Origin of the sequence: Enterobacter sp. ECC-175 (assembly GCF_043968675.1) — a bacterium.
In the GTDB taxonomy this organism is placed as follows: domain Bacteria; phylum Pseudomonadota; class Gammaproteobacteria; order Enterobacterales; family Enterobacteriaceae; genus Enterobacter.
This window is the reverse complement of sequence record NZ_CP143776.1, coordinates 3,723,754-3,747,342: the sequence shown is the minus strand read 5'-3', so window position 1 is coordinate 3,747,342 and position 23,589 is coordinate 3,723,754. Positions and strand designations below refer to the sequence as shown.

Sequence of the window (23,589 nt, the reverse complement as noted above, 5' to 3'; positions counted from 1 at the left end):
TTATGCACGAGAATCAACAACCACAAACCGAGGCTTTTGAGCTGAGTGAAGCAGAGCGTGCCGCCATTGAGCACGAGATGCACCACTACGAAGACCCGCGTGCGGCGTCCATTGAAGCGCTGAAAATCGTTCAGAAACAGCGTGGTTGGGTGCCGGATGGTGCGATCTACGAGATCGCGAAAGTGCTGGGTATTCCGGCAAGCGACGTGGAAGGCGTGGCAACGTTCTACAGCCAGATCTTCCGCCAGCCGGTCGGCCGTCACGTGATTCGCTACTGCGACAGCGTGGTTTGCCACATCACCGGCTACCAGGGCATTCAGGCTGCGATTGAGAAGAAGCTCAATATCAAGCCGGGCCAGACGACGTTCGACGGGCGCTTTACCCTGCTGCCAACCTGCTGCCTGGGTAACTGCGACAAGGGGCCGACCATGATGATTGATGAGGACACTCACAGCCATCTGACGCCGGAAGCGATTCCTGACCTGCTGGAGCAGTATAAATAATGAAAAATATTATTCTGACTCCTGAAACCCATCCGCTGACCTGGCGTCTTCGCGACGACAAGCAGCCGGTGTGGCTTGAAGAGTATCAGGCTAAAAATGGCTATGCCGGCGCGCGTAAAGCGCTGGGCGGCATGGCACCGGACGAGATCGTCAACGCCGTTAAAGACGCTGGCCTGAAAGGGCGCGGCGGCGCGGGCTTCTCCACCGGCCTGAAGTGGAGCCTGATGCCAAAAGACGAATCCATGAACATCCGTTACCTGCTGTGTAACGCTGATGAAATGGAGCCGGGCACCTATAAAGACCGCCTGCTGATGGAACAGCTGCCGCACCTGCTGGTGGAAGGCATGCTGATCTCCGCGTTCGCGCTAAAAGCCTACCGTGGCTACATCTTCCTGCGCGGCGAGTACATCGAAGCGGCGGAAAACCTGCGTCGCGCGATTGCGGAAGCCACCGAAGCGGGCCTGCTGGGCAAAAACATTCTGGGCACCGGTTTTGATTTCGAACTGTTCGTGCACACCGGCGCCGGGCGTTACATCTGTGGTGAAGAAACCGCGCTGATTAACTCCCTGGAAGGCCGCCGCGCGAACCCGCGCTCCAAGCCGCCGTTCCCGGCAAGCTCCGGCGTATGGGGTAAACCGACCTGCGTAAACAACGTCGAAACCCTGTGCAACGTTCCGGCGATCCTCGCTAACGGCGTGGAGTGGTATCAGGGCATCTCCTCAAGCAAAGATGCCGGTACCAAGCTGATGGGCTTCTCCGGCCGCGTGAAGAATCCTGGCGTCTGGGAACTGCCGTTCGGTACGACCGCGCGCGAAATTCTGGAAGACTATGCGGGCGGCATGCGCGATGGCCTGAAGTTCAAAGCCTGGCAGCCGGGCGGGGCAGGGACAGACTTCCTGACCGAAGCCCACCTTGACCTGCCGATGGAATTTGAAAGCATCGGCAAAGCGGGCAGCCGTCTGGGTACCGCGCTGGCGATGGCCGTCGACCACGAGATCGGCATGGTCCCGCTGGTGCGTAACCTGGAAGAGTTCTTTGCCCGCGAGTCCTGCGGCTGGTGTACGCCGTGCCGCGACGGTCTGCCGTGGAGCGTGAAGATCCTGCGCGCGCTTGAACGTGGCGAAGGCCAGCCTGGGGATATCGAAACGCTTGAGCAGCTGTGTCGATTCCTGGGGCCGGGCAAAACCTTCTGTGCCCACGCACCGGGCGCCGTTGAGCCGCTGCAGAGCGCGATTAAATATTTCCGCGAAGAATTTGAAGCAGGCATCAAGCAGCCGTTCAGCAATACCCAAGCCATCAATGGGATTCAGCCGAACCTGCTGAAAGCGCGCTGGTAAAACAGAATTTTGATTAACGCTCGAATTTAATTCGAGCCAACTGGAAGCATGCTAATGGCTACGATTCATGTAGACGGCAAAGAATACGAGGTCAACGGGGCGGACAACCTGCTAGAAGCTTGTCTGTCGCTCGGCCTTGATATTCCGTATTTTTGCTGGCATCCGGCGCTGGGCAGCGTCGGTGCTTGCCGCCAGTGTGCGGTGAAGCAATATCAAAACGCGGAAGACACGCGTGGTCGCCTGGTGATGTCCTGTATGACGCCAGCCACCGAAGGCACTTTTATTTCGATTGATGACGAAGAAGCCAAACAGTTCCGTGAAAGCGTGGTGGAGTGGTTGATGACCAACCATCCGCACGACTGTCCGGTTTGTGAGGAGGGCGGCAACTGCCACCTTCAGGATATGACCGTCATGACCGGTCACAGCTTCCGTCGCTATCGCTTTACCAAGCGTACCCACCGTAACCAGGACCTGGGGCCGTTCATCTCTCACGAAATGAACCGCTGCATCGCCTGCTACCGCTGCGTGCGTTATTACAAAGATTATGCAGACGGTCAGGATCTGGGCGTGTATGGCGCACACGACAACGTCTACTTCGGTCGTCCTGAAGACGGCGTGCTAGAAAGCGAATTCTCCGGTAACCTGGTAGAAATCTGCCCGACCGGCGTATTCACGGATAAAACGCACTCCGAGCGCTACAACCGTAAATGGGACATGCAGTTTGCGCCAAGCATCTGCCAGCAGTGTTCCCTCGGCTGTAACACCAGCCCGGGCGAGCGTTACGGCGAACTGCGCCGTATTGAAAACCGCTACAACGGAACCGTTAACCACTACTTCCTCTGCGACCGCGGTCGTTTCGGCTATGGCTATGTGAACCTGAAAGACCGTCCGCGTCAGCCGGTTCAGCGCCGTGGCGATGACGTGATCACGCTGAACGCCGAGCAGGCGATGCAGGGCGCGGCGGATATTCTGCGCCAGTCGAAGAAAGTCATCGGCATCGGCTCCCCGCGCGCCAGCATCGAAAGCAACTTCGCGCTGCGCGAGCTGGTTGGAGCGGAAAACTTCTACACCGGTATCGCCCAGGGCGAGCAGGAACGTCTGCAGCTGGTGCTGAAAGTGTTGCGTGAAGGCGGTATTCATACCCCTGCGCTGCGCGAAATTGAATCTTACGATGCGGTCCTGGTGCTGGGTGAAGACCTGACCCAGACCGGCGCTCGCGCCGCTCTGGCGGTTCGTCAGGCGGTGAAAGGCAAGGCGCGTGAAATGGCAGCGGCACAGAAAGTGGCCGACTGGCAGATTGCGGCAATCCTGAACATCGGCCAGCGCGCCAAGCATCCTCTGTTTGTGACCAACGTCGACAACACCCGTCTGGACGACATCGCCGCGTGGACCTATTGCGCGCCGGTTGAAGACCAGGCGCGTCTTGGCTTCGCGATTGCACACGCGCTGGACAACAGTGCGCCAGCCGTTGAGCTGGATCGCGACCTGCAAAACAAGGTCGATGTGATTGTTCAGGCCCTGGCTAGCGCGAAAAAACCGCTGATTATTTCCGGCACCAACGCCGGCAGCGCGGAGATCGTTCAGGCCGCTGCAAACGTTGCTAAAGCCCTCAAAGGCCGCGGCGCGGACGTGGGGATCACCATGATCGCTCGCGCGGTGAACAGCATCGGTCTGGGCATGATTGGCGGCGGCTCGCTGGAAGAAGCGTTAAGCGAACTGGAATCCGGTTCTGCTGACGCCGTTGTGGTGCTGGAAAACGATCTGCATCGCCACGCCTCTGCCGCGCGCGTTGATGCCGCGCTCTCCAAAGCGCCGCTGGTGATGGTTATCGACCATCAGCGCACCGCGATTATGGACAAAGCGCACCTGGTGCTCTCTGCGGCAAGCTTCGCCGAGAGCGACGGTACGGTGATCAACAACGAAGGCCGCGCGCAGCGCTTCTTCCAGGTTTATGATCCATCTTACTACGACAGCAACACCGTGATGCTGGAAAGCTGGCGCTGGCTCCACTCACTGCACAGCACCGTGCAGAGCCGTGAGGTGGACTGGACGCAGCTGGACCACGTTATCGACGCGGTGGTGCAAAAACTGCCTCAGCTTGCTGGCATCAAAGACGCGGCACCTGACGCAAGCTTCCGCATTCGCGGTCAGAAGCTGGCGCGTGAGCCGCACCGCTACAGCGGTCGCACCGCGATGCGCGCCAACATCAGCGTGCATGAGCCTCGTCAGCCGCAGGACAAAGACACCATGTTTGCCTTCTCCATGGAAGGGAACAACCAGCCGTCTGCGCCGCGCTCTCAGGTTCCGTTCGCATGGGCACCGGGCTGGAACTCCCCGCAGGCATGGAACAAGTTCCAGGCTGAAGTGGGCGGTTCTCTGCGCCACGGCGACCCGGGCGTGCGCCTGATTGAAGCCACCGAAACCGGTCTGGACTTCTTCACCAGCGTACCGGCGGGCTTTGAGGCTCAGGAAGGCAGCTGGCGCATTGCGCCGTACTATCATCTGTTCGGTAGCGACGAGCTGTCCCAGCGCTCACCGGTCTTCCAGACCCGTATGCCGCAGCCGTACATCAAGCTTAACCCGGCGGATGCCGCAAAGCTTGGCGTCAACGCGGGCGCGAACATTGCCTTTAGCTACGACGGCCAGACGATCAGCCTGCCGCTGATCATCTCTGAAAGCCTGACGGCAGGGCAGGTGGGTCTGCCGATGGGCATGCCTGGCATCGCGCCGGTACTGGCGGGTGCGCGTCTTGATAACCTGCAGGAGGCAAAAGCATGAGTTGGTTAACGCCGGATCTTATCGACATCCTGCTGAGCATTCTGAAAGCAGTCGTTATCTTGCTGGTGGTGGTCACCTGCGGCGCGTTCATGAGCTTTGGTGAACGTCGTCTGCTCGGCCTGTTCCAGAACCGTTACGGGCCGAACCGCGTGGGCTGGGGTGGTTCACTCCAGCTGGTGGCGGACATGATCAAGATGTTCTTTAAAGAGGACTGGATCCCGCGCTTCTCGGACCGCGTGATCTTTACTCTGGCACCGATGATCGCCTTCACCTCGCTGCTGCTGGCGTTTGCCATCGTTCCCGTCAGCCCGACCTGGGTTGTGGCTGACCTGAACATCGGCATTCTGTTCTTCCTGATGATGGCAGGCCTCGCGGTTTACGCGGTGCTGTTCGCAGGCTGGTCCAGTAACAACAAATACTCGCTGCTGGGTGCGATGCGTGCTTCCGCGCAGACGCTGAGCTACGAAGTGTTCCTGGGGCTCTCCCTGATGGGCGTGGTGGCGCAGGCCGGTTCATTCAACATGACCGACATCGTCAATAACCAGGCCGACATCTGGAACGTGATTCCACAGTTCTTTGGCTTTATTACCTTTGCTATCGCGGGCGTGGCGGTGTGTCACCGTCACCCGTTTGACCAGCCAGAAGCCGAGCAGGAACTGGCCGACGGTTATCACATTGAATATTCCGGCATGAAGTTCGGTCTGTTCTTCGTGGGCGAATACATCGGTATCGTCACCATTTCCGCGTTGATGGTAACGCTGTTCTTTGGTGGCTGGCATGGCCCGTTCTTACCGCCGTTCATCTGGTTCGCGCTGAAAACCGCGTTCTTCATGATGATGTTCATTTTGATTCGTGCGTCGTTACCGCGTCCTCGTTATGACCAGGTAATGTCCTTCGGCTGGAAAATTTGCCTGCCGCTGACGCTCGTCAACTTGCTGGTAACGGCGGCTGTCATTCTCTGGCAGCAGCCATAAGGGGCTATAGACCATGACCTTAAAAGAATTACTGGTAGGCTTCGGCACCCAGGTACGCAGTATCTGGATGATCGGCCTGCACGCGTTTGCCAAACGCGAAACCCAGATGTATCCGGAAGAGCCGGTGTATCTGCCGCCGCGCTACCGTGGCCGTATCGTGCTGACGCGCGATCCGGACGGTTCGGAGCGCTGCGTTGCCTGTAACCTGTGTGCGGTAGCGTGCCCGGTGGGCTGTATCTCCCTGCAGAAAGCAGAGACGGTAGACGGCCGCTGGTACCCTGAGTTCTTCCGCATCAACTTCTCACGCTGCATCTTCTGCGGCCTGTGCGAAGAAGCGTGCCCAACCACGGCGATTCAGCTGACTCCAGACTTCGAGCTGGGTGAGTACAAGCGTCAGGACCTGGTGTACGAGAAAGAGGATCTGCTGATTTCCGGTCCGGGCAAATACCCGGAATATAACTTCTACCGGATGGCGGGTATGGCAATCGACGGCAAAGATAAGGGCGAAGCAGAGAACGAAGCTAAGCCTATCGACGTCAAGAGCCTGTTACCGTAAGGAGAGGGCAATGGAATTCGCTTTTTACATCTGTGGCCTTATCGCCATCCTGGCTACGCTGCGAGTGATTACGCACACCAACCCGGTGCATGCGCTGCTCTATTTAATCATTTCGCTGCTGGCCATTTCGGGCGTGTTCTTCGCGCTCGGCGCGCACTTCGCCGGTGCGCTGGAAATCATCGTCTACGCCGGTGCCATCATGGTGCTGTTCGTCTTCGTGGTCATGATGCTGAACCTGGGCGGCTCTGAAATTGAGCAGGAACGCCAGTGGTTAAAACCGCAGGTGTGGATTGGCCCGGCGATTCTGTCGGCCATCATGCTGGTGGTGATTGTGTACGCCATTCTGGGCGTAAACGATCAGGGCATCGACGGCACGCCGATCGGCGCCAAGACGGTAGGTATTGCCCTGTTCGGCCCGTACGTTCTGGCGGTTGAACTGGCGTCAATGCTGCTGCTGGCGGGCCTGGTTGTGGCCTTCCACGTTGGCCGCGAAGAGCGTGCTGGCGAGGTGCTGAGCAACCGCACTGACGACCGCGCGAAAAGAAAAACGGAGGAGCGCGCATGATCCCCTTAACACATGGACTGATCCTCGCTGCGATTTTGTTCGTCCTGGGCTTAACCGGTCTGGTTATCCGCCGCAATCTGCTGTTTATGCTGATCGGTCTGGAAATCATGATTAACGCCTCCGCGCTGGCCTTCGTGGTCGCCGGGAGCTACTGGGGCCAGGCCGACGGTCAGGTGATGTACATTCTCGCCATCAGCCTCGCGGCTGCGGAAGCGAGTATTGGCCTGGCGCTGTTGCTGCAGCTCCATCGTCGCCGCCAGAACCTGAACATCGATTCAGTAAGTGAGTTGCGTGGATGAACATGCTTGCCTTAACCATTATTTTTCCGCTGATTGGCTTCGTGCTGCTGGCGTTTTCTCGCGGCCGCTGGTCCGAGAATCTGTCTGCAACCGTCGGCATCGGCTCTATCGGCCTGTCTGCGCTGGTCACGGCGTATGCGGGTATCGACTTCCTTAACAATGGACGTCAGGCCTTCAGCGTGCCGCTGTGGACCTGGATGTCGGTCGGTGATTTCAACATCGGTTTTAACCTGGTGCTGGATGGTCTTTCCCTGACCATGCTCTCCGTGGTGACCGGCGTTGGCTTCCTGATCCACATGTTTGCCTCCTGGTACATGCGCGGTGAAGAGGGTTACTCCCGCTTCTTCGCCTACACCAACCTGTTTATCGCCAGCATGGTGGTTCTGGTGCTGGCCGATAACCTGCTGCTGATGTATCTCGGCTGGGAAGGCGTGGGCCTGTGCTCTTACCTGCTGATCGGCTTCTACTATACCGATCCGAAGAATGGCGCAGCGGCCATGAAAGCGTTCGTCGTGACCCGCGTGGGTGACGTCTTCCTCGCCTTCGCGCTGTTCATTCTTTATAACGAACTGGGCACGCTGAACTTCCGCGAAATGGTGGAACTGGCACCGGCGCACTTCGCTGCAGGCAACGACATGCTGTGGTGGGCAACGCTGATGCTGCTGGGCGGCGCCGTGGGTAAATCCGCGCAGCTTCCTCTGCAAACGTGGCTGGCTGACGCGATGGCGGGTCCAACCCCTGTCTCCGCGCTGATCCACGCCGCGACCATGGTTACCGCCGGTGTATACCTGATTGCGCGTACCCACGGCCTGTTCCTGATGACGCCGGAAATTCTGCATCTGGTGGGTATCGTCGGTGCGGTCACGCTGGTTCTGGCAGGCTTTGCCGCGCTGGTGCAAACCGACATCAAGCGCGTTCTCGCTTACTCCACCATGAGCCAGATTGGCTATATGTTCCTGGCGCTGGGCGTACAGGCGTGGGATGCGGCCATTTTCCACCTGATGACGCACGCGTTCTTTAAAGCGCTGCTGTTCCTGTCATCCGGTTCGGTGATCCTGGCCTGCCACCACGAGCAGAACATCTTCAAGATGGGCGGACTGCGCAAGTCCATCCCGCTGGTTTACGTCTGCTTCCTGGTGGGCGGCGCGGCGCTGGCGGCACTGCCGCTGATCACCGCGGGCTTCTTCAGTAAGGACGAAATCCTTGCGGGCGCCATGGCAAATGGTCATATCAATCTGATGGTTGCGGGTCTGGTCGGTGCGTTCATGACCTCTCTGTATACCTTCCGTATGATTTTCATCGTCTTCCACGGTAAAGAACAAATTCACGCTCACGCAGGGAAGGGGATTACCCACCACCTGCCGCTGATTGTGCTGCTGGTACTCTCCACCTTCGTTGGCGCGATGATCGTGCCACCGCTGCAGGGCGTACTGCCGGCCACCACCGAGCTTGAGCACGGTCGCGTACTGACGCTTGAAATCGCCTCTGGCGTGGTCGCTATCGCGGGCATCCTGATTGCAGCGTGGCTGTGGCTGGGCAAACGCACGCTGGTGACCGCCGTTGCCAACAGCGCGCCGGGCCGCCTGCTGGGCACCTGGTGGTACAACGCGTGGGGCTTCGACTGGCTGTACGACATGATCTTCGTTAAGCCGTTCCTGGGCATTGCGTGGCTGCTGAAGCGCGACCCGCTGAACAGCCTGATGAACATCCCGGCGATCCTCTCCCGCTTTGCAGGTAAAGGCCTGCTGTACAGCGAGAACGGCTACCTGCGCTGGTATGTGGCGTCCATGAGCATCGGTGCGGTTGTCGTGCTGGCGCTGCTGATGGTGTTGCGTTGATCGTTAAGTGAATTTTATTCGAATTCGTTGAAAATCAGGCCCCTGCTGGGGGCCTTAAAAAGGAATGTAAATCGCCATGTTACTACCCTGGCTAATATTAATTCCCTTCATCGGCGGCTTCCTGTGCTGGCAGACTGAACGCTTTGGCGTGAAGATGCCGCGCTGGATCGCGCTGATCACCATGGGATTGACGCTCGCGCTTGGCCTGCAACTGTGGTTGCAGGGTGGCTATTCTCTGACGCAGTCTGCGGGCATTCCGCAGTGGCAGTCTGAGTTCATCCTGCCGTGGATCCCGCGCTTCGGCATTACGATCCACCTGGCTATCGACGGTCTGTCGCTGCTGATGGTCGTGCTGACCGGCCTGCTCGGCGTTCTGGCGGTACTGTGCTCATGGCGTGAAATCGAAAAATACCAGGGCTTCTTCCACCTGAACCTGATGTGGATCCTGGGCGGCGTGATCGGCGTGTTCCTGGCCATCGACATGTTCCTGTTCTTCTTCTTCTGGGAGATGATGCTGGTGCCGATGTACTTCCTGATCGCGCTGTGGGGCCACAAGGCGTCCGACGGTAAAACGCGCATCACGGCGGCAACCAAGTTCTTCATCTACACCCAGGCGAGCGGTCTGGTAATGCTGATTGCGATTCTGGCGCTGGTGTTCGTACACCACAACGCCACGGGCGTCTGGACCTTCAACTACGAAGAGCTGCTGAACACCCCGATGTCGCACGGCGTAGAATATCTGCTGATGCTGGGCTTCTTCATCGCGTTTGCGGTGAAAATGCCGGTGGTTCCTCTGCACGGCTGGCTGCCGGATGCGCACTCCCAGGCGCCAACGGCGGGTTCCGTTGACCTGGCGGGCATCCTGCTGAAAACCGCGGCCTACGGTCTGCTGCGCTTCGCGCTGCCGCTGTTCCCGAATGCCTCCGCTGAGTTTGCGCCGATTGCTATGTGGCTGGGCGTGATCGGTATCTTCTACGGCGCGTGGATGGCCTTCACGCAGTACGACATCAAGCGTCTGATTGCCTACACCTCCGTTTCCCACATGGGCTTCGTGCTGATTGCCATCTACACCGGCAGCCAGCTGGCGTACCAGGGCGCGGTGATTCAGATGATTGCGCACGGCCTGTCCGCAGCCGGCCTCTTCATCCTGTGTGGTCAGCTGTACGAGCGTCTGCACACCCGCGACATGCGCATGATGGGCGGTCTGTGGGGCAAGATGAAATGGCTGCCAGCGCTCTCCATGTTCTTCGCGGTGGCGACCCTGGGTATGCCGGGCACCGGTAACTTCGTCGGCGAATTTATGATCCTGTTCGGCAGCTTCAAGGTGGTTCCGATGATTACCGTCATCTCCACCTTTGGTCTGGTATTCGCCTCTGTGTACTCGCTGGCGATGCTGCATCGCGCCTACTTCGGTAAAGCGAAGAGCGAAATTGCTGCACAAGAACTGCCGGGGATGTCGCTGCGCGAGCTGTTCATCATCCTGCTGCTGGTCGTACTGCTGGTGCTGCTGGGCTTCTATCCGCAGCCGATTCTGGATACCTCGCATTCCGCGATGGGTAATATCCAGCAGTGGTTTGTTAATTCTGCTTCTACTACAAGGCCGTAATTCGCCATGACAATAACTCCACAACAACTGATCGCGCTGCTACCGCTGCTGATCGTCGGATTGACGGTGGTGGTTGTGATGCTCTCCATTGCGTGGCGACGCAATCACTTCCTGAATGCGACCCTGTCCGTTTTGGGTCTGAACGCTGCGCTGGTGTCCCTCTGGTTTGTTGGCCAGGCGGGCGCGATGGACGTCACCCCGCTGATGCGCGTTGACGGCTATGCCATGCTGTATACCGGTCTGGTTCTGCTGGCGAGCCTGGCAACCTGCACCTTTGCCTATCCGTGGCTCGAAGGCTACAACGACAACAAAGAAGAGTTTTACCTGCTGGTTCTGATTGCCGCGCTGGGCGGCATTCTGCTGGCGAATGCGAACCATCTGGCCGCGCTGTTCCTCGGCATTGAGCTTATCTCTCTGCCGCTGTTCGGCCTGATTGGCTACGCTTTCCGCCAGAAGCGCTCTCTGGAAGCGGCCATCAAGTACACCATTCTGTCCGCCGCCGCGTCGTCGTTCCTGCTGTTTGGTATCGCGCTGCTGTACGCGCAGACGGGTAACCTTTCATTCATGGCCATTGGCAAGAGCCTGGGCGACGGCATGCTGCACGAGCCGCTGCTGCTGGCCGGTTTGGGCATGATGATTGTTGGCCTCGGCTTCAAGCTCTCTCTGGTGCCGTTCCACCTGTGGACGCCAGACGTATACCAGGGCGCACCTGCGCCGGTTTCTACCTTCCTGGCGACGGCGAGTAAAATTGCCATCTTCGGCGTGGTGATGCGTCTGTTCCTGTACGCGCCGGTGGGCGATAGCGAAGCGGTTCGCGTGGTGCTGGGCATCATCGCATTCGTCTCCATCATCTTCGGTAACCTGATGGCGCTGAGCCAGACCAACATCAAGCGTCTGCTGGGCTACTCGTCGATCTCCCATCTCGGCTACCTGCTGGTGGCGCTGATTGCGCTGCAGAGCGGTGAGATGTCGATGGAAGCCGTAGGCGTCTATCTGGCCGGTTATCTGTTCAGCAGCCTCGGCGCGTTCGGCGTGGTGAGCCTGATGTCCAGCCCGTACCGTGGCCCGGACGCTGACTCGCTATTCTCCTACCGCGGCCTGTTCTGGCACCGTCCGATCCTGTCTGCGGTGATGACGGTGATGATGCTCTCTCTGGCGGGTATCCCAATGACGCTGGGCTTCATCGGTAAGTTCTACGTGCTGGCCGTCGGTGTGCAGGCTGGCCTGTGGTGGCTGACCGCCGGTGTGGTTATCGGTTCCGCGATTGGTCTGTACTACTACCTGCGCGTTGCCGTTAGCCTCTACCTGAGCGCGCCTCAGCAGCTCAACCGCGATGCGCCGTCCAACTGGCAGTACAGTGCGGGCGGTATCGTGGTGCTGATCTCCGCGCTGCTGGTGCTGATCTTCGGTATCTATCCGCAGCCGCTGATTGATATCGTTCAGCGCGCGATGCCATTAATGTAAAAACAAAAACCCGCCTCGGCGGGTTTTTTTATGGTTTTCTCCCTCTCCCCGTGGGAGAGGGCCGGGGTGAGGGCATCAGCCCGCACTGAACGAAAAACCCGCCGAGGCGGGTTTTTTTTATGGTTTTCTCCCTCTCCCCGTGGGAGAGGGCCGGGGTGAGGGCATCAGCCCGCACAATCCTAAGCCAGCTGCTTACGACTGATCAGCGGCCCGTCAATCTTCTTCATCGAGCGATCCAGCACCTCTCCAATCACCGACGACAGCTCGTTCAGCTCAAACTTCGCCACGTAGCCGTCGGCCTTCACCTTGCGAATATGGTCTTCGTTGGCGTTGCCCGAAAGCGAAGAGTGGATCACCACCGGAATATCCTTCAGCACCGGGTCAGACTTAATCTTGCGCGTCAGCGTAAAACCGTCCATCTCCGGCATTTCGAGATCGGTCAGCACCAGCGCGATTTTGTCGGTAATCGGCACGCCTTCCGCCTGCGCCTGTGCGGCCAGAACGCCAATCTTTTCCCACGCGTCTTTGCCGGTAATGTGCAGCTGCGCCGGAATGGACATCGCCTCCAGGCCTTTCTCCAGCATTGAGCGCGCGACTTTGGAATCCTCCGCCACGATGGCGACAGCGCCCGGCTTGATGCTGAATTTAGTCGTTTGCAGATTCGTGGCGTGCAGATCGTGGTTCGCCGGGGTGATGTCATACAGGATCTGCTCAACGTCCAGCACCATCGCCAGATCGTTGGTATCGGTCTTTTCGTCCAGACAGGCGATGCTGGTGATGTAACGTCCGCTGACCGCCGTTTCAGCCGCGTGAACCTGCTTCCAGTCGAGACGCATAATGTTCTCAACGGACTCCACGGCGAACGCCTGCACGCTGCGCGCATATTCGGTGATCAGCAGAATGTTCAGGCCGGTTGTCGGCTTGCAGCCCGCGACCGCCGCCAGGTCAATCACCGGGATCACCTGATCGCGTATGTTCACCATGCCCATCAGCGGAGACTTCATGCCCGCAGGCTTCGTGAACTCCGGCATCGGCACGATCTCGCGCAGCTTAAACACGTTAATGCCGAACAGCTCGGATTTGTTTTCGTTCAACGAGGTGCCGAGACGGAACAGCAACAGCTCAAAACGGTTGGACAGGGTTAGATTCGCCCTGTCATCAATATCTTTCTGGAAATTATCCATTCTACCCTCAAGTGAAATGCTGCCCTTTTAATCGTTATCGGCATTCCGGGGGAAAAATGAAGGGCTAAACGCTGACCTGGGTAAAATCGTCAGCCAGCATGCAGTTGTCGAACACCGCCCGGCACTCCGCCAGCAGGCTTTCACCGCCCCGCGCGTCGTAGCGCGAGCTCACGTGAGTCACGATTAATTTTCCCACGCCCGCGTCGCGCGCCAGCTGGGCGGCCTGACGGGTTGAGCTGTGTCCGCGGCCGTTGGCCTTCTCCTCCATTGCCGCTTCGAGCGTGGCTTCATGCACCGCTACGTCCACGCCCTGCGCAAGCAGAAGGGCCGAAGGGCAGGGGGCGGTATCGCCAAAAATAGCCAGCTTTTTACCCGCCTGCGGTGGGGAAAGGTAGTCCCGCCCGTTGACGACGCGCCCGTCCTCCAGCGTCACGGTCTCGCCCTGCTTGAGGCGCTGGAACAGCGGCCCCGGCCTGACGCCGTCGGCGATAAGCGCAGCGGCGTCGAGCGCGCCGGGTCGGTCATGCTCTTCGATACGGTAGCCGTAGCACTCAACGGGATGATTGAGCCGTCGGGCGGTCACCCGGTAGCACTCGTCCTCAAAAACCAGGCCTTCGCCAATCTCCACCACCTCGAGCGGGTAGTCGGTCCACGAGCCGCTAAGGCGTAGCGTGGTTTCGACAAATTCAGCGATGCCCGTGGGGCCGTAGATCGTTAGCGGATGCGCAATCCCCGCCATCGAGCGGCTGCACAGCAGGCCCGGCAGGCCGAACAGGTGATCGCCGTGCAGATGGGTAATAAAAATGTTATCCAGCTTGCCGGGATGCCAGGCGGTACGCAGCAGCTGGTGCTGCGTGCCCTCGCCGCAGTCGAATAGCCACAGCCCCGCCCGCGTCGGATGCTGTAAATCCAGCAGGATGGCGGTCACGTTGCGCGAGCGGGTTGGCACGCCGGCGGACGTCCCCAGAAAAATCAGTTCCATAATGCAATCAGCCCTTTGCCGAATGGGAAGGTGTTTAGTATAACGTGGTGAACCCCAGGAAGGAGACCGACATGATCGAGTGGCAAAATTTACACCATAGCGAGCTGACCGTACCGTCCCTTTACGCGCTCCTCAAGCTGCGCTGCGAAGTGTTTGTTGTTGAACAAACCTGCCCGTATCAGGACATCGACGGTGACGATTTGGTCGGTGAGAACCGCCATATCCTCGGCTGGAAAGAGGGCGAGCTGGTGGCGTATGCGAGGATTCTGAAAAGCGACAGCGACGTCGAGCCCGTGGTCATCGGCCGCGTGATTATCAGCGGTAAAGCGCGCGGCGAAAAGCTGGGCTATCAGCTGATGGAGAAAACGCTGGCAGCCTGTGAAAAACAGTGGCCGGACAAGGCGTTATACCTCGGCGCGCAGGCCCATCTGCAGGCGTTCTATGCCCACTTTGGGTTTAGCCCGGTGACGGACGTTTACGACGAAGACGGTATTCCACACGTGGGGATGGCGCGGGAAGCGAAGCAGGCGTAATCCGCTGTCGTTGTCTATAGTTAGCGAACTGGTAAACAATCATGGAGAAAAATATGTCATTTCAATCATGGGATACCCGCATCGATGACGACCTGGCGCTGCTAAGCGAAACGCTGGAAGAGGTACTGCGTTCCTCCGGCGATCCTGCCGACCAAAAATACATTGAGCTGAAAGCGCGTGCCGGAAATGCGCTGCACGAGGTGAAAAACCGCGTCAGCCACGCGTCTGATAATTACTACTATCGCGCCAAAAAAGCGGTTTATCGCGCCGATGACTACGTGCATGAAAAACCGTGGCAGGGCATTGGCGCCGGTGCGGCCGTGGGCCTGGTGCTTGGGTTACTGCTGGCCCGCCGCTAGGCGATGGCGTAACGGTAACCACTCCCTATACGTGGGTACTGCTTTTTATTGTCAGTACCCCGTATAATGTGACGTTTTAACAGGGAGAGGTTCGCGTGCTTTCGATGTCCATCGCGCTGGAACGGTTGCGCACCCAGCTTGCGCAAGCGTTGCCCGCTTTACCCGGTTTGCATCATGTCGATGTCTCTTTCCCGTTAAACGACGCCTTCGACCCGCTGGCCTGGCTCGGCTCACAGGTCTGCTACCCGCAGTTTTACTGGCAGCAGCGCAACGGTGATGAAGAACTTGCCGGGCTCGGTGCCGTCGCGCACTTCAGCTCGCTGGCCGACGCCTCCCGCTTTTTGCACTCCCACGACGCGCCCGACAGCACCCGCATCTGCGGGCTTAACGCGTTCAGCCCTGAGCAGGGCAACCTCTTTCTGCCGCGCCTGCTGTGGCAGCGCACGGCTGGCGTCGCTACCCTTCGTCTGCAGCTGTGGAGCGAAACCTCTCTCCAGGAAGACGCGCAAAGCGCGCTGGCATTTCTTGCGCAGCTTGGCGAGGCAAAACCCGTTCGTCCCCTGTTGGTTCAGGTGCAGCGCGAAACGCATCTTCCGCAGCGCGCCGAATGGCTGGACCTGATACGCCGCGCCACGGACGCGATTGCCCAGGGCAATTTTGAAAAGGTCGTGCTGGCCCGCGCTACCGACCTGTACTTTAATCAGCCGGTGAATGCCGCCTCGCTGATGGCGGCCAGCCGCGCGCTGAACCTCAACTGCTATCATTTCTGCATGATGTTTGACGCCGAAAATGCGTTCCTGGGCTCAACCCCGGAACGCCTGTGGCGCAGGCGCGGCATGCTGCTGCGCACCGAAGCCCTGGCGGGCACGGTTGCCAGCCACAGCGACGATAGCCAGGCCCAGCGCCTCGGCGAGTGGCTGATGAACGATGATAAAAACCAGCGGGAAAACATGCTGGTGGTCGAGGATATCTGCCAGCGCCTGCAGCATCACGCCCGGACGCTGGAGGTGCTCCCCGCGCAGGTCGTGCGCCTGCGCAAGGTGCAGCATTTACGCCGCTGCATCTGGACCGAGCTTAAGCAGCCCGACGACGAGCTGTGCCTGAATTTGCTGCAGCCGACCGCAGCGGTAGCGGGCCTGCCGCGTCAGCCCGCGCGCGAATTTATCCAGCGTAACGAACCGTTCGATCGGGAGTGGTACGCCGGATCTGCCGGGTACCTGTCGCGCGAACAAAGCGAGTTCTGCGTGGCCCTGCGCTCGGCGCGCGTGCGCGACGCGGCGCTGCGCCTGTATGCGGGAGCGGGGATCGTGAGAGGTTCTGACCCCGAGCAGGAGTGGCAGGAGATTGAAAACAAAGCCGCCGGCTTGCGCTCTTTGCTCCTTAGGGATTAATACTGAATCGCGCATTCCCGATTCATATCAAAATACCCATTTTTTCTATTATTTATACTGTGTCGTATTCTTGATACTGGACAATCTCATGTCAGTAAGTTCATTTAACCGACGCTGGGCGACGGTGATCCTTGAAGCCCTGACCCGCCATGGCGTCAGGCACGTGTGCATTGCGCCGGGCTCTCGCTCCACGCCACTCACCCTGGCGGCGGCGGAGAACAAGGCATTTATTCACCACACCCATTTTGACGAGCGCGGGCTTGGGCATCTGGCCCTTGGGCTGGCAAAAGTCAGCAACGCGCCGGTGGCGGTGATTGTCACCTCCGGCACGGCGGTAGCGAACCTGTATCCCGCGATCATTGAAGCCGGATTAACCGGTGAAAAGCTGATCCTGCTGACGGCCGATCGCCCGCCCGAACTGATTGACTGCGGCGCCAACCAGGCGATTCGCCAGCCGGGTATCTTTGCGACGCATCCTTCACGGACCGTTTCACTCCCGCGCCCGACGCAGGATATTCCCGCAAGCTGGCTTGTCTCGACGCTCGATCACGCCATGGGCTCGCTGCGCAGCGGCGCGCTACACGTTAACTGCCCGTTTGCCGAGCCGCTGTATGGCGAGATGGACGACACCGGGCTGGAGTGGCAGAACGCCCTCGGCGAATGGTGGCAAAGCGAAAAGCCGTGGCTGCGCGAACACACGCATCTTGAAAGCGCGAAGCAGCGCGACTGGTTCTTCTGGCGTCAAAAGCGCGGCGTGGTGGTTGCCGGGCGGATGAGCGCGGCGGAAGGCAGGCTGGCCGCGGAGTGGGCGAAAACGCTGGGCTGGCCGCTGATTGGCGACGTGCTGTCGCAGACCGGACAACCGCTGCCCTGCGCCGACCTCTGGCTGGGTAACGCGAAGGCGGTAACGGAACTTGCGCAGGCGCAGATTGTGGTCCAGCTTGGCTCAAGCCTCACCGGCAAGCGTCTGCTTCAGTGGCAGGCGACCTGCGCGCCGGAAGAGTACTGGCTGGTCGATCCGCTGGAAGGGCGGCTCGACCCGGCGCACCATCGCGGTCGCCGCCTGGTCAGTGACATCGAGAGCTGGCTTGAGCTGCATCCGGCTGAAAAACGCAGCCCGTGGGCGGTTGACGTGCCTGAACTTTCGCGCCAGGCGTGGGAACTGACCAAAGCGCACTGCGACGGGTTTGGCGAGGCCGAGCTGGCGCACCGCATTCGTCGCTATCTGCCGGAGCAGGGACAGCTGTTCGTTGGCAACAGCCTGGTGGTTCGCCTGATTGACGCCTTCTCGAAGCTGCCTGCCGGATATCCGGTGTACAGCAACCGCGGCGCGAGCGGCATTGACGGGCTCATTTCTACCGCTGCGGGCGTTCAGCGCGCCAGCGCGAAATCGACGCTGGCAATCGTGGGCGACCTCTCCGCGCTGTATGACCTTAACGCGCTGGCGCTGCTGCGTCAGGTCTCGGCGCCGTTTGTGCTGATCGTGGTGAATAACAACGGCGGGCAGATTTTCTCCCTGCTGCCGACGCCGCAAAGCGAGCGCGAGCGTTTCTACCTGATGCCGCAAAACGTGCAGTTCGAGCACGCGGCGGCCATGTTTAGCCTGAAGTATCACCGCCCGGAAAGCTGGGACGAACTGGACGCCGCCATGGCCAGCGCGTGGCGTCAGCCTGGCGCCACCCTGATTGAGCTGGTGGTGAACGAGGCCGACGGCGCGCAGACCCTGCAAAACCTGCTGGCGCAGGTGAGCCACCTGTGATCCTCGCGGGCGTGCAGCAGGCCGGAAAGCCGGATTATCCCTGGCTGGTTTTTCTGCACGGCTTTTCCGGCGACTGCCGCGAATGGCAGACGGTCGGCGCCTCGCTGAGCGATTATCCCCGGCTGTATCTCGATCTGCCCGGACACGGCGCGTCCGCTGAAATTCGCGTAAGCGGGTTCCAGGAGGTCAGCGATCTGCTTGCCAGAACGCTGCTTAGTTACAACATACTTAACTACTGGCTGGTGGGGTACTCCCTCGGCGGCCGCATGGCGATGTTACACGCCTGCCAGAGCCCAAAAGGGCTGTGCGGCATCGTGGTTGAAGGCGGTCATCCCGGACTTCTGGATGACGCTTCGCGTCAGGCGCGCCTGGCCTCCGATCGCCGCTGGGCGTCGCGCTTTCGCACCGAACCGCTGGCTGACGTTTTTGCCGACTGGTACCGGCAGCCGGTTTTCGCCTCGCTCAACGAGGCCCAGCGCCGGGAGCTGATTGCCCTGCGCAGCGTAAATAGCGGCGCGAATCTGGCCGACATGCTGGAGGCGACGTCGCTCGGCGCTCAGCCTGATTTACGCCCCGCGCTTCGGGGGCGAAATTTCGATTATATGTATGGCGAGCGTGACGAAAAGTTTGCGGCAATCGCCGCCGAACTGAACGCCACTCGCCATGTTATTCCTCATGCCGGACACAACGCCCATCGGGAAAACCCCGATGCGGTCGCGTCCTGTCTGGCTCAGATACTGCGTCTTCGAATAAAGGACACTCTATGATCTATCCTGATGAACACATGCTGTACGCCCCGGTTGAATGGCAAGACTGCTCCGAAGGCTACACCGATATTCGCTATCACAAATCTGCCGACGGCATTGCCAAAATCACCATTAACCGCCCGCAGGTGCGCAACGCGTTCCGTCCGCTGACCGTGAAAGAGATGATTCAGGCGCTGGCCGACGCGCGCTATGACGACAATATCGGCGTCATCGTGCTGACCGGTGAAGGGGATAAAGCGTTCTGCTCCGGCGGTGACCAGAAGGTGCGCGGCGACTACGGCGGATACCAGGACGATGCCGGTACGCATCACCTGAACGTGCTCGACTTCCAGCGCCAGATCCGCACCTGTCCAAAACCGGTTGTGGCGATGGTGGCAGGCTACTCCATCGGCGGTGGCCACGTGCTGCACATGATGTGCGACCTGACCATCGCGGCGGAAAACGCCATCTTCGGCCAGACCGGTCCGAAAGTCGGCTCCTTCGACGGCGGCTGGGGCGCTTCGTACATGGCGCGCATCGTGGGGCAGAAAAAAGCCCGCGAAATCTGGTTCCTGTGCCGCCAGTACAACGCCCAGGAAGCGCTGGATATGGGCCTGGTGAATACCGTGGTGCCGATTGCCGATCTCGAAAAAGAGACCGTGCGCTGGTGCCGCGAAATGCTGCAAAACAGCCCAATGGCGCTGCGCTGCCTGAAGGCGGCCCTGAACGCCGACTGCGATGGCCAGGCGGGCCTGCAGGAGCTGGCGGGCAACGCCACCATGCTGTTTTACATGACCGAAGAGGGTCAGGAAGGACGCAACGCGTTTAACGAAAAGCGCCAGCCGGACTTCAGCAAATACAAGCGTAACCCGTAATGCGTCGCGCGCAGGTTTACCGCTGGCAGATACCGATGGACGCGGGCGTGGTGCTGCGCGATCGGCGGTTAAAAACCCGTGACGGATGCTTCGTTCATCTTCAGGTGGGCGAGCGGGAAGGCTGGGGCGAGGTTTCGCCCCTTCCGGGCTTCAGCCTGGAGTCGCTGGAAGATGCGCAGGCCGCGTTGACGGCCTGGGTTCAGGCATGGCGCAGCGGCGAAAGCCCGTCGTTGCCTGAGATGCCTTCCGTCGCGTTTGGCATCAGCTGCGCGCTGGCGGAGCTGAACGGTACGCTGCCGGACGCGGCAAACTATCGCGCCGCGCCGCTCTGCACGGGCGATCCGGACGAGCTGTTTGCGCAGCTTTCCGCCATGCCCGGCGAAAAGGTGGCGAAAATCAAGGTCGGCCTCTACGAAGCCGTTCGCGACGGCATGGTGGCCAACCTGCTGCTCGAAGCCATCCCGGATCTGCGCCTGCGCCTGGACGCGAACCGCGCCTGGACGCCGCTCAAGGCGCAGCAGTTCGCGAAATACGTCAATCCCGCGTACCGCAGCCGCATCGCGTTTCTCGAAGAGCCTTGCAAAACGCGCGATGACTCCCGCGCCTTTGCCCGCGAAACGGGGATCGCGATTGCCTGGGATGAGAGCCTGCGCGAGGCCGACTTTGAGTTTGTCGCCGAGCCGGGCGTGAGCGCGGTGGTCATCAAGCCGACCCTCACCGGCAGCCTGGAAACGGTGCGCGAGCAGGTTGCCGCCGCGCACGCGCTGGGGCTGACGGCGGTGATCAGCTCGTCCATCGAATCCAGCCTCGGGCTCACGCAGCTGGCGCGCGTCGCCGCGTGGCTCACGCCGGATACCGTGCCGGGCCTCGACACGCTCAGCCTGATGCAGGCGCAGCTGGTTCGCCGGTGGCCGGAAAGCACGCTCCCCTGCCTGAACGTTGAGGCGCTGGAGCCGCTGCTATGAGCTTTACCGACTGGCCCTGGCGGCACTGGCGCGCGCGTGACGCGGAGAAACCCGCGCTGCGGCTAGGCGATGATACGCTCACCTGGCGGCAGCTTTGCGAGAAGATTGACGGACTTGCCTGCGGCTTTCACCAGCAGGGCGTGGGGGAGGGCGACGGCGTGATGCTGCTCGCCCACAACCATCCGCGCGCGCTGCTGGCGTGGCTGGCGTTGCTCCAGTGCGGGGCGCGCATTCTTCCGGTGAATCCCCAGCTTCCGCGCCCGCTGCTGGACGTGCTGCTCCCGCAGATGACGCTGCGGCATGCGCTGGTGCTGGACGGCGGCTATGACGCGCTTCCGGCGCTGAAGCTGAGCGCGACCGCTGGCGCGCACGCCGCGGAGTGGAGCCCGGATCGCCTTGCCTCCATGACCCTGACCTCCGGCTCTACCGGCCTGCCCAAGGCGGCGGTGCACACCTGTGCTGCCCATCTCGCCAGCGCACGGGGCGTGCTGGCGCTGATGCCGTACGGCCCAGATGACGACTGGCTGCTGTCGCTGCCGCTGTTTCACGTCTCCGGCCAGGGCATTTTGTGGCGCTGGCTAGAGGCGGGCGCGCGCTTAACCGTGCGCGAGAAGCAGCCGCTGGAGCAGGCGCTGCGTGGCTGCACGCACGCGTCGCTGGTGCCGACGCAGCTGTGGCGTCTGCTGAACGCACAGTGCCCGCTCGCGCTCCGGGCGGTGCTGCTCGGCGGCGCGGCCATTCCCGTTGAGCTGACCCTCAGGGCGCGGGAGCAGGGCGTTCGCACGTTCTGCGGCTACGGCCTGACCGAATTTGCCTCAACGGTTTGCGCCAAGGAGGCGGACGGTGAAGCCGACGTCGGCCCCGCGCTGCCGGGCAGAGAGGTGCAGATTGTAGGGGGGGAAATCTGGCTGAAGGCGAAAAGCATGGCGGCGGGCTACTGGCGAGACGGCGCGCTGCTGCCGCTGGTGAATGACGAAGGCTGGTTTGCCACCCGCGACCGCGGCGAGCTTCACGGCGGCCGCCTGACCGTTCTTGGGCGAATGGATAACCTCTTTTTCAGCGGTGGAGAGGGCATTCAGCCCGAAGCGCTGGAGCGCGTGATTGCCACGCACCCGCAGATAAGCCAGGTCTTTATCGTTCCGCTGGACGATGCCGAATTTGGTCAACGCCCGGTGGCGGTGGTGGAGTGCGAGCCGGGAGCGGACGTTGCGCGCCTGCCGGAGTGGGTTAGCGATAAGCTGGCGCGCTTTCAGCAGCCGGTGCGCTGGCTGGTGCTGCCCCCGGAATTGAAAACGGGCGGGATTAAAATCTCCCGCCAGGCGTTAAGGCAGTGGGTTAATGCGCAGCTAAAAGGCTAGTTAGCCGATATCGGGCTGCGCCCTGCGCTGGCGGCGACGCAGCAGGCGCAGCACCGGCGGCACCACGATCACCACGATGGCCATCCCCAGCAGCACCTTGGTCACGCTGCTCTCCCACAGAATCGACATATTGCCGTTGCTGATTGAGAGCGCGCGGCGCAGGTTCTGTTCAAGCATTTCCCCCAGCACGAACCCTAAAATCAGCGGCGACATCGGGAAGTGCATCTTGCGCAGGATATAGCCCAGCACGCCAAGCAGCACCATCAGCACCAGGTCGAAGGTGGTGCTGTGAACCGCATACACCCCCACCGCCGAGACCGCCGCAATCGCGGGTACCAGGAACCACAGCGGAATGGTCAGCATGCGGGTAAACAGCCCAATCAGCGGGATGTTCATCACCAGCAGCATCACGTTGGCAATCAGCAGCGCGGCGATCAGGCCCCAGACGATGTCCGGCTGTTCGGTGAACATCGCTGGCCCCGGCGTGATGTTGTAGAGCGTGAGCGCGCCCATCATCACCGCCGTGGTGCCGGAGCCCGGCACGCCCAGCGTCAGCATCGGAATAAACGAGCCGCAGGCCGAGGCGTTATTGGCCGCCTCTGGCGCAGCGACGCCGCGAATATCGCCTTTTCCGAAGCTATCGCTGTTGCCGCTCAGCTTTTTCTCTGTCATGTAGGTGATGGCGCTGGCGATGGTCGCCCCCGCGCCGGGCAGCACGCCGACGAAGAAACCGATGACCGACGAGCGTAAGGTGGCGCCCACGCACTGCGCCCCCTCTTTGGCATTAAAGAGCATTCGTCCGGTCTTACGGACCAGCGTCTGCCCGCTGCTGGTATGTTCCAGCATCAGTAAGATTTCCGAAACAGAGAACAGGCCAATCACCACGACGATAAACTGCACGCCGTCGGAGAGGTGAACGCTGTCGAAGGTAAAACGATAAACCCCGGTGTTGGCATCCACGCCGACGGTGGCTAAACCTAAGCCAATCAGCGCGGATAAAAACGACTTCAGCGGATTCTGCGCCATCATGCTGCCGAGGCAGGCAATGGCGAATACCATCAGTGCAAAATATTCCGCCGGACCAAACGCCAGCGACCACTCGGCCAGCGCGGGAGCAAACAGAATGATGCCGCCGATCGCAATCATCGAACCGAAGAACGAGCTGACGGCGGAAATCGAGAGCGCCACGCCGCCGCGCCCCTGCTGCGCCATCGGGTAGCCGTCCAGCGCGGTCATGATGGCGGCGGCATCGCCGGGCACGTTGAGCAGAATCGACGAGATGCGCCCGCCGTACTCGCAGCCGATATAGACCGTTGCCAGCAGGATCAGCGCGGACTCTGCGGGCAGGTGCAGGGCGAACGCCAGCGGGAGCAAAATCGCCACGCCGTTGATGGGCCCGAGGCCGGGCAGCAGGCCGACGATCGTGCCGACGAAGCAGCCGATCAGGGCGATGACCAGGTTTTCCGGGGTCATCGCTACCGCGAACCCCTGAGAGAGATAGATCCAGGTATCCATAG

General features: G+C 60.6%; 21 protein-coding genes. 18 read left to right on the top strand and 3 right to left on the bottom strand.

Annotated features, from left to right (window positions below; genetic code table 11):
• Positions 1–2: 2 nt before the first annotated feature.
• From nuoE to nuoN, 10 genes are all read left to right on the top strand, one after another.
• Positions 3–503 carry an NADH-quinone oxidoreductase subunit NuoE gene (gene nuoE, locus V1599_RS17800; RefSeq protein ID WP_006176513.1) on the top strand — a complete coding sequence of 167 codons (501 nt, stop codon included), beginning with the start codon at positions 3–5 and terminating at the stop codon, positions 501–503.
• Positions 503–1,840, top strand: a complete 1,338-nt coding sequence (gene nuoF, locus V1599_RS17795) for an NADH-quinone oxidoreductase subunit NuoF (protein WP_297122149.1) — start codon at positions 503–505, stop codon at positions 1,838–1,840. The genes nuoE and nuoF overlap by 1 nt, the downstream gene beginning before the upstream one ends.
• Before the next feature lie 54 nt (positions 1,841–1,894).
• On the top strand, positions 1,895–4,618 hold the full coding sequence (gene nuoG / locus V1599_RS17790) for an NADH-quinone oxidoreductase subunit NuoG (RefSeq protein ID WP_395300554.1): 2,724 nt from the start codon (positions 1,895–1,897) through the stop codon (positions 4,616–4,618).
• Positions 4,615–5,592, top strand: coding sequence for an NADH-quinone oxidoreductase subunit NuoH (nuoH, locus tag V1599_RS17785; RefSeq protein WP_112010361.1), 978 nt, complete (start codon positions 4,615–4,617; stop codon positions 5,590–5,592). Before nuoG ends, nuoH begins: the two co-directional genes overlap by 4 nt.
• Positions 5,593–5,605: 13 nt before the next feature.
• Entirely contained in the window at positions 5,606–6,148 is a 543-nt protein-coding gene (nuoI, locus tag V1599_RS17780) for an NADH-quinone oxidoreductase subunit NuoI (RefSeq protein WP_010433353.1), read from the top strand.
• Between the two features lie 10 nt (positions 6,149–6,158).
• Positions 6,159–6,713: an NADH-quinone oxidoreductase subunit J gene (nuoJ, locus tag V1599_RS17775; protein WP_297122142.1), complete on the top strand. Its 555-nt coding sequence runs from the start codon at positions 6,159–6,161 to the stop codon at positions 6,711–6,713.
• The gene (gene nuoK / locus V1599_RS17770; protein ID WP_006176506.1) at positions 6,710–7,012 is read left to right on the top strand and encodes an NADH-quinone oxidoreductase subunit NuoK; all 303 of its coding nucleotides are present in this window, start codon (positions 6,710–6,712) and stop codon (positions 7,010–7,012) included. The genes nuoJ and nuoK overlap by 4 nt, the downstream gene beginning before the upstream one ends.
• Positions 7,009–8,850, top strand: a complete 1,842-nt coding sequence (nuoL, locus tag V1599_RS17765) for an NADH-quinone oxidoreductase subunit L (protein WP_395300553.1) — start codon at positions 7,009–7,011, stop codon at positions 8,848–8,850. Before nuoK ends, nuoL begins: the two co-directional genes overlap by 4 nt.
• Positions 8,851–8,926: 76 nt before the next feature.
• The gene (gene nuoM, locus V1599_RS17760) at positions 8,927–10,456 is read left to right on the top strand and encodes an NADH-quinone oxidoreductase subunit M (protein WP_112010364.1); all 1,530 of its coding nucleotides are present in this window, start codon (positions 8,927–8,929) and stop codon (positions 10,454–10,456) included.
• Between the two features lie 6 nt (positions 10,457–10,462).
• Complete coding sequence (nuoN, locus tag V1599_RS17755; protein WP_112010365.1) at positions 10,463–11,920, top strand: NADH-quinone oxidoreductase subunit NuoN; 1,458 nt, start codon at positions 10,463–10,465, stop codon at positions 11,918–11,920.
• A gap of 179 nt (positions 11,921–12,099) precedes the next feature.
• Here nuoN and V1599_RS17750 read toward each other — a convergent pair whose 3' ends face one another.
• Positions 12,100–13,104 carry a chemotaxis protein gene (locus tag V1599_RS17750; RefSeq protein WP_112010366.1) on the bottom strand — a complete coding sequence of 335 codons (1,005 nt, stop codon included), beginning with the start codon at positions 13,102–13,104 and terminating at the stop codon, positions 12,100–12,102.
• A 64-nt stretch (positions 13,105–13,168) separates the two neighbouring features.
• Entirely contained in the window at positions 13,169–14,086 is a 918-nt protein-coding gene (gene rnz / locus V1599_RS17745) for a ribonuclease Z (protein WP_112010367.1), read from the bottom strand.
• A 71-nt stretch (positions 14,087–14,157) separates the two neighbouring features.
• Here rnz and V1599_RS17740 point away from each other — a divergent pair, with 71 nt between their 5' ends.
• The 8 genes from V1599_RS17740 (at position 14,158) to menE (ending at position 22,072) form a co-directional block, all read left to right on the top strand.
• Complete coding sequence (locus V1599_RS17740; RefSeq protein WP_395300552.1) at positions 14,158–14,619, top strand: GNAT family N-acetyltransferase; 462 nt, start codon at positions 14,158–14,160, stop codon at positions 14,617–14,619.
• A gap of 53 nt (positions 14,620–14,672) precedes the next feature.
• The gene (gene elaB, locus V1599_RS17735) at positions 14,673–14,978 is read left to right on the top strand and encodes a stress response protein ElaB (RefSeq protein ID WP_395300551.1); all 306 of its coding nucleotides are present in this window, start codon (positions 14,673–14,675) and stop codon (positions 14,976–14,978) included.
• Positions 14,979–15,082: 104 nt separating this feature from the next.
• Positions 15,083–16,369 (top strand): isochorismate synthase MenF, encoded by a 1,287-nt coding sequence (gene menF, locus V1599_RS17730; protein ID WP_395301590.1) that lies wholly within the window; start codon positions 15,083–15,085, stop codon positions 16,367–16,369.
• A gap of 88 nt (positions 16,370–16,457) precedes the next feature.
• Positions 16,458–18,128, top strand: coding sequence for a 2-succinyl-5-enolpyruvyl-6-hydroxy-3-cyclohexene-1-carboxylic-acid synthase (gene menD, locus V1599_RS17725; protein WP_395300550.1), 1,671 nt, complete (start codon positions 16,458–16,460; stop codon positions 18,126–18,128).
• Positions 18,125–18,895 (top strand): 2-succinyl-6-hydroxy-2,4-cyclohexadiene-1-carboxylate synthase, encoded by a 771-nt coding sequence (menH, locus tag V1599_RS17720; protein WP_395300549.1) that lies wholly within the window; start codon positions 18,125–18,127, stop codon positions 18,893–18,895. Before menD ends, menH begins: the two co-directional genes overlap by 4 nt.
• Positions 18,892–19,749: a 1,4-dihydroxy-2-naphthoyl-CoA synthase gene (gene menB / locus V1599_RS17715; RefSeq protein WP_080328564.1), complete on the top strand. Its 858-nt coding sequence runs from the start codon at positions 18,892–18,894 to the stop codon at positions 19,747–19,749. Before menH ends, menB begins: the two co-directional genes overlap by 4 nt.
• A complete protein-coding gene (gene menC, locus V1599_RS17710) occupies positions 19,749–20,714 on the top strand; it encodes an o-succinylbenzoate synthase (protein WP_395300548.1) in 966 nt (321 codons plus the stop codon). Before menB ends, menC begins: the two co-directional genes overlap by 1 nt.
• Positions 20,711–22,072, top strand: a complete 1,362-nt coding sequence (gene menE / locus V1599_RS17705) for an o-succinylbenzoate--CoA ligase (RefSeq protein ID WP_395300547.1) — start codon at positions 20,711–20,713, stop codon at positions 22,070–22,072. Before menC ends, menE begins: the two co-directional genes overlap by 4 nt.
• On the opposite strand, the gene V1599_RS17700 is transcribed toward menE, so the two are convergent.
• A complete protein-coding gene (locus V1599_RS17700; protein ID WP_297122107.1) occupies positions 22,073–23,587 on the bottom strand; it encodes a tripartite tricarboxylate transporter permease in 1,515 nt (504 codons plus the stop codon).
• Positions 23,588–23,589: the final 2 nt, after the last annotated feature.

Excerpts from the sequence above, each read along its gene's own strand:
- nuoM (WP_112010364.1), top strand. The coding sequence starts at position 8,927 with ATGTTACTACCCTGGCTAATATTAATTCCCTTCATCGGCGGCTTCCTG.
- nuoG (WP_395300554.1), top strand. The coding sequence starts at position 1,895 with ATGGCTACGATTCATGTAGACGGCAAAGAATACGAGGTCAACGGGGCG.
- nuoN (WP_112010365.1), top strand. The coding sequence starts at position 10,463 with ATGACAATAACTCCACAACAACTGATCGCGCTGCTACCGCTGCTGATC.
- nuoK (WP_006176506.1), top strand. The coding sequence starts at position 6,710 with ATGATCCCCTTAACACATGGACTGATCCTCGCTGCGATTTTGTTCGTC.
- V1599_RS17750 (WP_112010366.1), bottom strand. The coding sequence starts at position 13,104 with ATGGATAATTTCCAGAAAGATATTGATGACAGGGCGAATCTAACCCTG.
- menF (WP_395301590.1), top strand. The coding sequence starts at position 15,083 with ATGTCCATCGCGCTGGAACGGTTGCGCACCCAGCTTGCGCAAGCGTTG.
- elaB (WP_395300551.1), top strand. The coding sequence starts at position 14,673 with ATGTCATTTCAATCATGGGATACCCGCATCGATGACGACCTGGCGCTG.
- V1599_RS17700 (WP_297122107.1), bottom strand. The coding sequence starts at position 23,587 with ATGGATACCTGGATCTATCTCTCTCAGGGGTTCGCGGTAGCGATGACC.
- menC (WP_395300548.1), top strand. The coding sequence starts at position 19,749 with ATGCGTCGCGCGCAGGTTTACCGCTGGCAGATACCGATGGACGCGGGC.
- V1599_RS17740 (WP_395300552.1), top strand. The coding sequence starts at position 14,158 with ATGATCGAGTGGCAAAATTTACACCATAGCGAGCTGACCGTACCGTCC.
- nuoF (WP_297122149.1), top strand. The coding sequence starts at position 503 with ATGAAAAATATTATTCTGACTCCTGAAACCCATCCGCTGACCTGGCGT.
- nuoH (WP_112010361.1), top strand. The coding sequence starts at position 4,615 with ATGAGTTGGTTAACGCCGGATCTTATCGACATCCTGCTGAGCATTCTG.
- nuoL (WP_395300553.1), top strand. The coding sequence starts at position 7,009 with ATGAACATGCTTGCCTTAACCATTATTTTTCCGCTGATTGGCTTCGTG.
- menD (WP_395300550.1), top strand. The coding sequence starts at position 16,458 with ATGTCAGTAAGTTCATTTAACCGACGCTGGGCGACGGTGATCCTTGAA.
- menE (WP_395300547.1), top strand. The coding sequence starts at position 20,711 with ATGAGCTTTACCGACTGGCCCTGGCGGCACTGGCGCGCGCGTGACGCG.
- nuoI (WP_010433353.1), top strand. The coding sequence starts at position 5,606 with ATGACCTTAAAAGAATTACTGGTAGGCTTCGGCACCCAGGTACGCAGT.
- nuoE (WP_006176513.1), top strand. The coding sequence starts at position 3 with ATGCACGAGAATCAACAACCACAAACCGAGGCTTTTGAGCTGAGTGAA.
- menB (WP_080328564.1), top strand. The coding sequence starts at position 18,892 with ATGATCTATCCTGATGAACACATGCTGTACGCCCCGGTTGAATGGCAA.
- nuoJ (WP_297122142.1), top strand. The coding sequence starts at position 6,159 with ATGGAATTCGCTTTTTACATCTGTGGCCTTATCGCCATCCTGGCTACG.
- rnz (WP_112010367.1), bottom strand. The coding sequence starts at position 14,086 with ATGGAACTGATTTTTCTGGGGACGTCCGCCGGCGTGCCAACCCGCTCG.